An 11,650-nucleotide genomic window follows, 5' to 3' on the forward strand; every position below is an offset into this window, starting at 1 on the left:
TCGACGAGGTGATGGGGCGCAAGGCGGCCCGCGATCTGGTCCGGGGTGAACCGCTGGTCTGGGATATGCTGGCCTAGAGCCTAGGCCGAGGCCATCCGGTCGATCAGGTCCCGCGTCCCGCCCCAGCCGAGGTTCATCACCGCGTCGATGAAGGCCATGTAGGGCGTGAAGGGCTCATGGCCCTGTGGATAGGCGATCTCCACAAACCCCTGGAAGCGCACCGGAAAATCGGCTCCGGCGAAGACGCCGTCCTCGACCATGTAGTCGCGGGACCCCATCGGCGAGAGGTATTCTGTGGCGTTCACCGCGCGGCAGATCGCCAGCAGGTGCTCGGATCGCTCTCCCGGCGCGGCAAGTGTGGAGGCCCGCACGAATGCCGTCGCCAGCCCCAGACGGTGAGCGGCGGCCTGGATGATCTCGACATTCAGATCCGCCAGTCGGGTGATCGGCGCCTGCAGATGCGCCTCCAGAAACGCCATGCCCTCGGCGAAATGCGGCCGCCTGGCGTAGGTGTGGCGGATCGAATTCAGGTGCTTTTCACGCCAGCGCTCGGTCTCGGCCGTCTCGATGACCGACAGGCTGGCCTCGCGATCGGCCTTCTGCACGGGCACGCTCAGCATCACCTCGCCGGCCGCGCTCCAGATGCGATTGCGCTGCTGCCAGGAGCGCCGGGCGAACTGCACATCGTCAAGAAAGACGAAAACGTCCGCCGCCGCGATCAGGTGGAAGTAGCCGAGGTAGGGCAGGTAGGTCGGCTGCATGATCGCAGCTGTCCGGGTCATGCGGCGGCGGCCTGCGCCTCGACGCCCAGGGCTCTGGCCAACCCGGCGTTGACCTCGGCGAATTTCTGTCCCTTGGCGTAGGGCTCCCAGGCTCCCGCGACGAAGGCGTCGCCCATCCGGTCGGCCAGCGCCAGCCGGAGTTGCGCCAGGCCCTGCAGGGCTTCCAGCGAATGATAGACCCAGCGCGGCTTGATGCTGGTGGAGAGGACGTCACCCAGCACCAGTTCGCCCTCGAAGCCCCGGAGCAGGTGGTGGATCTCCTGGCGAAGTTCCGTGAGCGGACTCTCTCGGACGCACTCGGCGGTCAGGAGGGTCTGACCAGCGCTCTCATAGATGTAGATCCGGAAGCAGGCGCCCTCTGCCGTGAAGTTCTGCACGTAGAAGGGCCTGGCGCCGGTCCACGCGGCAGCGAAAACGTGAGTTGAGAAACTCTTTGGCAGCAGTTTTGGCGTGGCGACGCCGGCAGCCTTGAACATCGGCGTGGGGTTGGCGGCCCAGACCAGCACTTCGCCGGACGCATGCTCGGTGAGCGCCTGGCGCGGTGACACCAGGGTCTGATCATGGAGGGTTACGCCGATGGCCTCCAGCGCCAGCCGGCAGCGCCGCAGCAACCCGGTGAAGCCGCCCTTCGGCAGACTGGCCGTCAGGTTCGCCGTACGGCCCCAGAGGGCGCGCGGGATGGCGTAAAGCTCATCGGCCAGCGCGTCGTGGCGCTTGATCTCGGCCAGATCGGCAAGGTTCGACCCGCGCGGAAACACCCTGTTGATCGCCATCGGGATTGCGGCGTCGCCGTGCACAGTCTTCAGGTCATGCCCCAGATGCCACCTCGCATAGCGGGTGAGCCCATCGCGCAGGTCCGATGGATAGGCGTTCAGCCGGTCGGCCAGGCTGGGACCTGCGGGCGGTGTCAGGCCAATGCCGTGACAGGGCAGGGCCGGGCCGCCAAAATCATCGACATAGGTGACGCCACCCGCGCCGTCGGGACTCACCGATCCGAAGCGGTTGTCGAAATCCTCGAATGTCGGGCCATAGGCTTCCAGCAGGGTGCGGATCGGATCATCCTTCGGCCCGAAGTAGATGCAGCCCTCACGCATTTCCAGGCCGAGCCGGGTTTCCGGCAGGGCGACCCCGCCCAGTTGGTCGAAGCGTTCGTAGAGTTGGATATCACGTACGCCCAGCCGATGGGCTTCGAACGCCGCCAGGATGCCGGTCAGGCCGCCGCCGACGATCTTGACCCGGCTCATCCGCAGCGTCCCCAGACAATGACATCGCTGTTGTTGGGCACTGGGCGTCCGGCCTGAACGTTGTCGAAGCGGCAGGTCAGGACGGTCGGCTCTTCCAGCGACAAGGTGCGGGTCAGGCGTTCGACCAGGCCGGCGGGGCTATAGAACAGGTTGAAAAGACCGGCTTCCCCGGTCTCGGGCGTGGCCAGCCGGTAGCCATCCGGCTCCTCTTCAACGCCACGGCCATAGCGGTAGTCGTCGATCGCGCGTGTCCGGACGAATAGCTCGCATCCGGGTGTGAGATGGGCCCTCAGGCCGATCAGGGCGGCGTCGGCCTGTGCGGATGTCAGGTAGCAGAGCAGGTTGGGGATAATCACGGCGTCGAACGTTCCGGTGATTTCCGGCGCGCCTTGCGAGAGATCGGCCTGGATTAGGTCCGGGCCGCTGCCCAGGTTGAAGCGTGCGTCCGTCAACGCGTCCTGATCATAGTCTGCGCCAACGCAGTCCCAGCCCCACGTCAGGTAAAGCGACAGGTTGTTGCCCGTTCCGCAGCCTAGTTCCAGCACCCGTCCCGGGCGGTCGGACAGGCCGCGCTTGAAGAAGTGCCGCACGACAAACTCGTCCGGATACTTCAGGCCGCGAATCTGGCGGAGCTCACGCATGGGTCCTGCATGGACCCCGGGATACAAACACTTTGTTAAGGCTGTCGCCGATCAGCCTCGCGCCGCGATCAGCTTCAGAAAGATCTCCGCCGTGCGACCGGCGCCCAGGCCGTCACAGACCCCGGCGCTGCGGGCGGCCATTTCCCGGCGGGCTTCGGCGTCGCGCAACAGCTTCATGAGGGCGCGATCAAAGGCGGTCTCGAAGTCGGCATCCGCCACGTCCACCACCAGGGCGGCCCCCAGTTCGGCCATCGCGCGGGCCGCGGGTCGCTGGTTTTCCGCGAGCACCACCAGCACGGACGGCAAGCCCAGAACACAGCGCTCCCAGGTGGACGATCCCGGCGCGCCGATGCCTATGTCAGCCTCCGCCGTCAGTCGCGCCATGTGCGGGGTGTCCACATGCAGCAGGATTCGCGGGTCGCGGCGTGCGATCTTGAGCAACCCGGAATAGCTGGGCGTCTCGGCGCCGAGGACGATATCAATGCCGGTATCGTTCAGCCGTGGTCGAACCCGCTCCACCACACGGGCTGTGATCCCGTCCACGTCAGTCAGGCCCATGGCGATCAGAATCCGCTGGACCGGCTCTCCGCGCCAGGCCAGCGCCGGCTCCCGAAGCGCCGCGAACTCCGGTCTGACGGCGGCAAACCCGGGACCCAGCAGCAAGCGCGCATCGTCGGGCGTCAGGCCAAGATAGTCCGTGGCCCGGCGCGCAGGCCCGGCGTCAACCACGACATCCGCGCCCAGGGCCCGATCAGCCAGATCGTCCACCACCAGCACCGGGCGCCCCCGCGCCAGCGCCCGATGATCGCCTTCCCCCAGTCCATAGTGGTCGAACACCAGGGCGTCGAAGCTGGCCGATGTGCTGTCCTGGGCCAGATCGGCCGCGTCGATCCGGGCCATATCGGGGGCATAGGCGTCGAGTATTGAAGTCATGGCCGGCGGGCCGGAGAAACTGCATGTCGCGCCCTGCGCTTGCAGGGCCTGCGCCAGGGTCAGCGCGCGCATAACGTGACCCCCGCCGACCAGCGGGCCGGCGTCCACGACAAACAGGATGCGGGGACTGCTCATATACGTCTATGGCCCCCCAGATGGGCGAGATCAGGGCGAGCGGCGATCAAGTCGCGGATGTCTTGCGATGTAAAGGCCGGCGCGGCTGGATACAGCGCTTCGTAGACCTCCGTGACAAAGGCCAGGTCGTCCGGTGTGTCGACTGTCCAGCGGATGTCGCCATCGTCTGAGCCCGGGCTGTGCAGCCAGGCGATCTTCCACTGATCTGGTTGGGTCCAGAAACCCCAGGTCACGTGTTCGCGCTCCTCGGCCATGGTGGCGGCGGCGGCGGCGTGGCGCAGCGCGGCGGCGCTCACCACCTCGACGTCCAGACCCTTGGGAAAGGCGAAGGTCTGCGCTGTGTTCGAGGTGTAGTCGACGGCCTCTGCCAGGTGCAGGGCGATGGCCGCATCCACCACGTGCGGGTCGATCAGCGGGCAGTCTGCGGTCAGGCGCACCACGTGATCGGCGGGATGGGCGTCGAGGGCGCCGATGAACCTGGCGAGCACATCGTTGAGGGCGCCGCGGAACACTGGAACGCCCGCGCCGGTCAGCACCGTGGCCAGCTGGTCATCCGAGGCTTCGGTGCTGGTCGCCACCACCAGCCGGTCGATCTGCTCCGCGCGCTGCAACCGCTCGATCTGACGCAGCACCATGGGCTGTCCGAGTAGAGGTTTGAGCACCTTGCCCGGCAGTCGGGTCGAGCTCATGCGGGCCTGGAGGACGGCGAGGATCATCACCCCCTGAATGGCCCGATGCGCCCCAAAAGCAAAGGGCCGCCCCGAAGGACGGCCCTGCCAGTCTCAATTTCAGCGTAGGCCTAGATGATGTTGGTTTCGCTGATGTTCGCGAGCGCGCCACCGACCAGGATGATGACCTGGTCCGACGTGCCGTCGCCGTTGAGGTCGACGAAGAGGCCGACGTCAGCCCCGTAGCTGATGGCGGCATAGAGGCGGGTGCCGTTCAGCGCGATATCGGCAGCCGCCAGGGCGGCGGCGAAGTCATTGGTGCCGCCGGCCGCGCCTTCGAAATAGTTGGCAGCCGATCCTGCGACCTGGGCGAAGTCGAAGAAATCGACGACGGCGTAGTCGGTGATCGTGTCGGCCGTTGCCAGGGTGATCCCGGTTTCGGTGCTGGCGAAGTTGAAGGTGTCCGCGCCGGCGCCGCCGGCCAGACTGTCCACGCCGCTGCCACCTGTGATGGTGTCGGTTCCGTTACCGCCTGTGATGGTGTCATTGCCGCCGCCGCCGTTGAGCGCGTCAGCCGCATCGCCGCCGTCGATGGTGTCATTGCCGGCGCTGCCGGTGACGGTATCGGACCCGGCGCCGGTGGTGATGGTATTGTTGCCACCCGCGTCGGTGATCAGGTTGTTTCCGTCGCCGCCGCTGATGCTGTCGTTGCCGGTCGAGGCCTGGATCGTGTCATTCCCGGCTCCACCGCTCAGCTGGTTGGCGCCGCCCGTGTCCGTGATCGAATCGGCCCCGTCACCTGCTGTGATCGTGTCATTGCCTGCGCCGCTGGAAATCGTATCGGTGCCGGTCCCTCCGGTGACCACATTGGCGCCTTCGCCAACACCGATGGAATTGGCGCCGCCTGCATCGGTGACCGTGTCGTCGCCGGCGCCGCCAAGGATCGAATCAGCGCCTGTACCGGACGAGATCGAGTCATTGCCGCCACCGCCGTCGACGATGGAGTCCACGGTGCTGGCCGAACCGTCGACCGTGTCGTTGTCATCACCCGCCGTGACCGCGCCGCGGCCGGTATAGACGATGTAGTCTGCGCCCGCGCCCGTACCGATGATGTCGAGGCCGGCGCCGCTGTTGACACTGTCTGCGCCGCTGCCGGTGGCGATGGTGTCGTTGCCCGCCGTGGTGGTGATGGTGTCGTCGCCGATACCGGAGGTGACGCTGTTGTTGCCGTCGCCGCCGTTGATGACATTGGCGCCGTCGCCGCCGTCGATGGTGTCGTTGCCGGCGGCGGAGCTCAGGTTGTCGGCACCAACGCCGCCACTGATCACGTTGTTGCCGTCGCCCGCGCTGACGGTGTCGTCGCCGTCGCCGCTGGTGATGGTGTCGCTTCCGGCGCCGCTGGAGACGTTGTCGGCGCCGCTGCCTGATGTGATCGCTGTCGAAGCGGTCAGGCCACTGATCGTGTCAGCGCCCGTGCCCGTGTTGATCGAGCCGCCGCCTGCCGCCGAGATCACATTGGCCCCGTTGCCGCCGTCGATCACATTTGTGCCGCCGGAGTCGGTGAGGGTGTCTTCGCCGTCGCCGAGGCTGACGTTGTCATTTCCGGCGCCGGTCGTGACATTGTCCAGACCTGTACTCGAGGTGATGGTGTTGGCGCCGCCCGTATCCACCAGGGTGTCGTTGCCGTCGCTCAGCGAAATGATGTCGTCGCCGGCGCCGCTGCTGACGGTGTCATTGCCCGTGCCGCCTTCGATCACGTTCGCGCCGTCGCCCGCCGTGATGGAGTCGTTTTCGCTACCTGCGTCGATGGTGTCGGTGCCTGCGCCGGACACGAGGACGTCAGCGCCCGCGCCCAGGGTGATGCTGTTGGACCCGCCGCCAGCGTTCACCGTATCGTTGCCGCCGCCGCCGGTGATGGTGTCGTTGCCGGTCGTCGTGACGATGGTGTCAGCGCCTTCGCCGCCATCAACGTTGTCCTGCCCGCCGCCGCCGGTCAGGCTGTCGGCGCCATCCTGGCCACCGATGGTGTCGTCGCTGCCCGCGCCGGTGACTGTGTCGTCGCCGAGGTTGCCGAGCATGAAGTCCGCACCACCGTTTCCGCTGATGGAGTCGTTGCCCTGACCGCCGAGAAGCAGATCGGCGCTGGTGCTGCCGGTGATCGAGTCGTCGCCGAGGTTGCCCTGGGCGAACTGGATGACCGCCGGACTGGACGCACCACCAAGGTCGATGGTGTCATTGTCGCGACCGCCGTAGATCACATCGTCGCCGGCGCCGCCGTTGAGCGAGTCATCGCCCTGATTGCCCTGCAGTACATCGGCGCCGCCGGCGCCCTGAAGCGTATCGTTGCCCGTACCGCCGTAGAGTCCATCGCGACCGCTTGTGCCGGTGATGTTGTCGTTGCCCGTGGTGCCGGCATAAAGCAGCGACCCGTCGGAGAATGCCGAGTCGATCTCGCCGCGATAGCCGCCCGGATCGGTGAAAGTGACGATCTTGCCCGGAGCCGTCAGCGTGATGAAGTCGGGCGTAGTGGCCGTGAACGGCACGAAGGTGACCGACACCTGCGAGGCGGTGAGCCCCGGGGTCGTGAACACCAGCACGTCGCTCGGCGTATACGACAGCGCCTGCGCGGCCGTTATCTCTTCAAAGAAGTAAATCGCCACTGCGCGACTCCCATGTACGAATCAGGTTGTGTCCCTATGGCGGGAGCGTAACGGCAAATCCTTAGCTAAGGTTACCAAGCCGTGCCACCCGGGCAAGAAACCATTCACTCCCGGCGTAATTCCGGGCCCCTTCAACGCGATCCGTCGTAACGGCGCAACAGTTCTGCGGCGGCGCGGTCGGTCTCGGCCACCGGGTCATAGGGTTTGGCGGTGAATTCGCCGGCGAACGGCCGGGCGATCCCTCTCGCGCCGAGGTCGGCGTGAAACGCCTGCAGTTTCGGGCTCCGGCCGACCATCCCGAGTGTGAACAGGGGTTTGCCCGTCGCCGCCGCGTCGGTGGCCAGATTGGTGGAGTCCTCTGTGACCAGGATCGCATCCGCGCTGGCGAGCATGGCGAAGTAGGGATTGTCGCCTGTTCCGTCCCAGATCTCGCCGGGGAGGCTCACAAAAAACTCCCGCATGGCGGCCTGCGTCGCAGGCGGCGTTCGACGTGTAAAGCTGACCAGGAGCGATCCGCCCGCCGCTTCAACCGCGGCGGTGATCTGCCGCGCCATGTTTATCCCGTGTTGCTTCGGCAGGTCGTGGGCCCGGGACCGACCGCCGATGATCACGGCGACGCGCGGCGAGGGCAGCGCGGCCCATCGCGCCTGGAACTTCGCCCGCTCAAGATCCAGCCGTTCGCGACTGATCCGGTTGGGCGCACCCAGGATCGGAAATACATTGGGGCCGGTCAGACCGTCATGCGTCGGCGGGATAACCAGGTCGAAGCGATCCAGCGGGGCGCGCGGGTCCTGCGTCTGGACCACGAAGGTCTGCCCGCCGGACCAGGCCAGCATCCGGGTTGAGAGCGGCAGGGTGGCGCGGCCAGCGGCGATCCAGATGTGGGGGTAGGGCTCGCCGATCATGTCGCCTGTGCGCGCGCCCGGGGGAATCATCCGCCAGGGCATGCGGCCCAGACCGGCTTTCCAGCCGATACGCTTGACCGCGATATGCGCCGGGCGGAGCCGGGCAACCGCTTCGGCCAGTCCCAGCGCCTGGGCCTCGATACCGGCGCGGCCGTCAGAGACAGCCCAGATCCTCAAGGGGCGCGCCGTCTGCGCCATGGCAGGTGGGTCAGACCCACTCCACCTTGGTGATCTCGTAGGCCTTGACGCCGCCGGGGGTGTTCACCTCGACCACGTCGCCGCTTTCCTTACCGATGATCGCGCGCGCGATCGGTGAGGTGATCGACACGCGACCGCGCTTCACATCGGCCTCGTGCTCGCCCACGATCTGATAGCGGGCGGCCTCCTCGGTATCCTCGTCGATGACGGAGACGGTCGCGCCGAACTTGATCTGGCTGCCGGAGAGTTTGGACACGTCGATGACCTGCGCGCGCGCCATCTTGTCCTCGATCTCGGCGATCTGACCCTCGATCCAGCCCTGGCGATCCTTGGCGGCGTGATACTCCGCATTCTCGGAAAGATCGCCGTGCAGGCGCGCTTCGGCGATCGCACCGATCACCGCCGGTCGCTCGATCGTCTTCAAACGCTTCAATTCATCGTCGAGGGCCGTGTAGCCCTCGGCGGTCATCGGAACTTTTTCCATCGTGACTCGAAGTTCGCCCTAGGTGTGATCCCCAAGTCCAGCTGCTGGCGAAAGCAGGCCGGGGGCAGAAAAGCTAGAATTTTGCGGCGCAAAAATCAAGTGGTTATAGAATTCAAGCGCCACGCGCGCGCGGCAGGAAGCCTTTCGCTGCCCGGACCAGCCTATAGATGGCGGCGGCAGGCCGCCAAACAAGGTCCGGGCGTCCAGGTTGAGGTAGTCGTCTTGCGCCCCCAACTACTGGCGAAGGACAGTAGACCATCATGCCCAACCGGTGCTCGATCCGGTCGCCGAACTGCATTTACGTCATGTAGACCTGCCGCGAGGCCCACCAGCCTTCGCTGCCGCGACCTGGCCGGCAGGTGTGTTCTCGCGCGCCTGAACCGTCACGCACTCTCGCTGATGATCGCGCCGTCCAGTTCGCCGGGACCCGGCGGCTCGTAGACGCCCTCGATGAAGTCGAAGAGTTCGGGCGTCACCTCGATGGCGAAGTTTTCGCCCCGCACCACATTACGATCGGCCACCCTTGCGCGCCGGACCTCGGCGCTGGCGCTGACAAAGTGGAACTGGAGGGGCAGGTCGGTGGCGCCCGCGATCCCGCGCACGCGATCACGATCCGCGCGGCGCATCAGGCCGATGTCGAGGATCACCGACGTTCCCGCCGCCAGACACCCGGCCACCACCGACCAGATCTGTCCCTCACAGCGCTGAACGCGCTCGATCATCCAGTCGTACTCGATCGGATCGGGCATGTCGGGACCGAACAGCCGGGCCATCCAGTCGTCGAGGATGAAGGCCACCGCGCCTTCCCGGCGGGCGAAGGCGTGGGCGTAGGTGGTCTTGCCGGCGCCGGAGGGGCCGAAAATCACGTGCAGGGTCGCGGTCATGGGGTCCGATCTAACGGCAGACCGGCGCGTCGTCGACGGTTGCTTGGGACTGGATAGATCCGCAACCCGCCAGAGCGCCCGCCCTGTGTCAAACGCCGACCAGGATCTGATCGCGTCGGACCCGGACCTTCAGCGAACGGTCAGGCCGCCGTCGATCACCAGTTCCTGCCCGGTGACATAGCGGCTCTCGGAGGAACACAACCACAGCACACCGTTGGCGATGTCCTCGGGATAGCCCTTCACGCCCATCGGCACGGCCATGGCGGACAGCGCATCCAGATCCGGCGGCGCGTTGGCGCCCGGGTTGGTCGCCGCGCCGACGGTGATCCAGATCGGCGTCTCGATGATCCCGGGATGTACGGAGTTGACGCGGATGCCGTCGCGGGCATTGGCGCATTCCATCGCCACCGACTTGGTGAAGAGGCGCACGCCGCCCTTGGTGGCGCAATAGCCCGCCATGTTGGCCGATCCCTTGAGGCCGGCTACCGACGACATGTTGACAATGCTGCCGCCCTCGCCGGATGCGCGCATCAGCGGGATCGAGTGTTTCACGCCCAGGAACACGCCATCCAGATTGATGGCGATCTGCCGCTGCCAGTCGGCCAGCGCCATTTCCAGCACGGACCCGCCGATGCCGATCCCGGCGTTATTGACCAGAAAATCAAGGCGGCCATGCCCGGCCTTGATCGCGGCGATGACACTGACCCATTCCGCTTCGTCAGTGACGTTGTGGTGCAGGTATTCGGCCTTGCCGCCCGCAGCCTTGATACCGGCCACCACCTCTGCGCCCAGGTGATCCTGGATATCGGTCACCACGACCACGGCGCCTTCAGCCGCGAGCTTTTCAGCGCAGCCGCGCCCGATGCCGCTGGCCCCGCCCGTCACCAGCGCAACCTTGCCCTCAACCCGACCTGACATCTGCGTTCTCCCTGATTGTTCTTCAGGAGGTTCGTAGCCCAGCACCAAACCTGCGGCCAGTGTGCTAGAGCCTCGCTCGATCAGATTGATTCAATCTGATCGGGATGACGAGGCTCGACTCTCTAGGTTTTTCGTATTTTCTGCGCCGAACCGGTGTCCACTTCGGCGGAAAATGCTCGGGTGGCCCGAAATGAGTTTGACGATCCGACCCTGTACGCCCGGCGATGCCGAGGCCCTGGCGCTGGTGGGCCAGGCCACCTTTCTCGAGACCTATGCCGAGGTGCTGCCGGCCGCTGATATCCTCAGCCATTGCCGCCATCAGCATTGCGCTGAACTCTATGCCCAATGGCTGGCTGATGCGGACTACCGCCTGTGGGTCGCATGCGTGGCCGAGACTGGCGTCGCTGTTGGCTATGCCGTGCTCTGCCCACCGGATCTGCCGATTCCGACCGGGCCGTCCGATCTGGAACTGAAGCGGATATATCTGTTGGCCAGGCACCACGGCGGCGGTGTCGGCGCTGGTCTGATGACGACGGCGATCGAGGCTGCGGCTAGCGCCGGGGCAAGCCGGCTGTTGCTGGGGGTCTACGGCGACAACTCTGCCGCCATCGCTTTCTATGACCGCCAGGGTTTCTCGAAGGCTGGCGTGCGCAAGTTCACCGTCGGCGCCAATGTCTACGACGACCTGATTCTGGCGCGCTCCATCGCAGCGGCATAGATGTCCGGCTCGACAACCCAATCATTCAGCACGCCCACAACCGGTCGGCCGTCGACCGCGCCACGCACAAAACTGCCCTGCCAACGGTGATCGTAGACCGGGATCTCATAGCGGCAAAGGGCCGTCAGTCGTCCGGGAAGATCGCGACCGGATTTCAGGCGCCAGTTCGCAGCGCGGTCCGAGGCCGGGCGTCCGATGGTCATGTCTGTGATGGCGTCCTCGCCGCCATTCAGCTGCCAGCCACCACTGGCGCCCCTCAGGCCCAGCAACTGCGTTGAGGCGATACCTTGCCCGGCAAGCCAGCCATAGGAGAACGGTGCCTCGAAGCGGGCGGCTTCCTGGCGTTGTTCATGGAACTTGGCCGGCCCTTGATGACTGAAACGGAGGTCCCCGATGGAGACATCGGCGCGAAGGACGCCATAGACCTCGTCGCGCCCCTCATTGACCTGGGCCTCCAGCACGCGGGTGGGGCTGAACCGC

The 11,650-nt window shown here is 66.1% G+C and carries 13 protein-coding genes; 2 read left to right on the forward strand and 11 right to left on the reverse strand.

Going from position 1 to position 11,650, the window contains the following annotated elements:
* Positions 1 to 8 precede the first annotated feature (8 nt).
* Complete coding sequence (locus ACIQ42_RS09240) at positions 9 to 77, forward strand: SAF domain-containing protein (RefSeq protein WP_397421922.1); 69 nt, start codon at positions 9 to 11, stop codon at positions 75 to 77.
* A 3-nt stretch (positions 78 to 80) separates the two neighbouring features.
* Here ACIQ42_RS09240 and ACIQ42_RS09245 read toward each other — a convergent pair whose 3' ends face one another.
* From ACIQ42_RS09245 to ACIQ42_RS09290, 10 genes are all read right to left on the reverse strand, one after another.
* Positions 81 to 782 (reverse strand): WbqC family protein, encoded by a 702-nt coding sequence (locus tag ACIQ42_RS09245; RefSeq protein ID WP_397421910.1) that lies wholly within the window; start codon positions 780 to 782, stop codon positions 81 to 83.
* A complete protein-coding gene (locus ACIQ42_RS09250) occupies positions 779 to 2,026 on the reverse strand; it encodes an NAD(P)-binding protein (protein WP_397421911.1) in 1,248 nt (415 codons plus the stop codon). Before ACIQ42_RS09250 ends, ACIQ42_RS09245 begins: the two co-directional genes overlap by 4 nt.
* Positions 2,023 to 2,667, reverse strand: coding sequence for a class I SAM-dependent methyltransferase (locus ACIQ42_RS09255; RefSeq protein WP_397421912.1), 645 nt, complete (start codon positions 2,665 to 2,667; stop codon positions 2,023 to 2,025). Before ACIQ42_RS09255 ends, ACIQ42_RS09250 begins: the two co-directional genes overlap by 4 nt.
* A gap of 51 nt (positions 2,668 to 2,718) precedes the next feature.
* Positions 2,719 to 3,735 carry a UDP-2,4-diacetamido-2,4,6-trideoxy-beta-L-altropyranose hydrolase gene (gene pseG / locus ACIQ42_RS09260; protein WP_397421913.1) on the reverse strand — a complete coding sequence of 339 codons (1,017 nt, stop codon included), beginning with the start codon at positions 3,733 to 3,735 and terminating at the stop codon, positions 2,719 to 2,721.
* Positions 3,732 to 4,451 (reverse strand): cytidylyltransferase domain-containing protein, encoded by a 720-nt coding sequence (locus ACIQ42_RS09265; protein ID WP_397421914.1) that lies wholly within the window; start codon positions 4,449 to 4,451, stop codon positions 3,732 to 3,734. Before ACIQ42_RS09265 ends, pseG begins: the two co-directional genes overlap by 4 nt.
* A gap of 83 nt (positions 4,452 to 4,534) precedes the next feature.
* Positions 4,535 to 7,063: a beta strand repeat-containing protein gene (locus ACIQ42_RS09270; protein WP_397421915.1), complete on the reverse strand. Its 2,529-nt coding sequence runs from the start codon at positions 7,061 to 7,063 to the stop codon at positions 4,535 to 4,537.
* Between the two features lie 131 nt (positions 7,064 to 7,194).
* Positions 7,195 to 8,145 carry a mitochondrial fission ELM1 family protein gene (locus ACIQ42_RS09275; RefSeq protein ID WP_397421916.1) on the reverse strand — a complete coding sequence of 317 codons (951 nt, stop codon included), beginning with the start codon at positions 8,143 to 8,145 and terminating at the stop codon, positions 7,195 to 7,197.
* Between the two features lie 31 nt (positions 8,146 to 8,176).
* Positions 8,177 to 8,650, reverse strand: a complete 474-nt coding sequence (gene greA, locus ACIQ42_RS09280; RefSeq protein WP_397421917.1) for a transcription elongation factor GreA — start codon at positions 8,648 to 8,650, stop codon at positions 8,177 to 8,179.
* Positions 8,651 to 9,033: 383 nt separating this feature from the next.
* On the reverse strand, positions 9,034 to 9,534 hold the full coding sequence (locus ACIQ42_RS09285; RefSeq protein ID WP_397421918.1) for an AAA family ATPase: 501 nt from the start codon (positions 9,532 to 9,534) through the stop codon (positions 9,034 to 9,036).
* A gap of 129 nt (positions 9,535 to 9,663) precedes the next feature.
* Positions 9,664 to 10,452, reverse strand: coding sequence for an SDR family NAD(P)-dependent oxidoreductase (locus tag ACIQ42_RS09290; RefSeq protein ID WP_397421919.1), 789 nt, complete (start codon positions 10,450 to 10,452; stop codon positions 9,664 to 9,666).
* 190 nt (positions 10,453 to 10,642) lie between these two features.
* Here ACIQ42_RS09290 and ACIQ42_RS09295 point away from each other — a divergent pair, with 190 nt between their 5' ends.
* On the forward strand, positions 10,643 to 11,170 hold the full coding sequence (locus tag ACIQ42_RS09295) for a GNAT family N-acetyltransferase (RefSeq protein ID WP_397421920.1): 528 nt from the start codon (positions 10,643 to 10,645) through the stop codon (positions 11,168 to 11,170).
* Here the strand turns inward: ACIQ42_RS09295 and ACIQ42_RS09300 are convergent.
* The coding region (locus ACIQ42_RS09300; RefSeq protein ID WP_397421921.1) for a hypothetical protein at positions 11,128 to 11,650 on the reverse strand (523 nt) is incomplete at its 5' end. The genes ACIQ42_RS09295 and ACIQ42_RS09300 overlap by 43 nt on opposite strands.

The sequence above is a fragment of the Phenylobacterium sp. genome (genome assembly GCF_044372605.1).
Classification (GTDB): domain Bacteria; phylum Pseudomonadota; class Alphaproteobacteria; order Caulobacterales; family Caulobacteraceae; genus Phenylobacterium.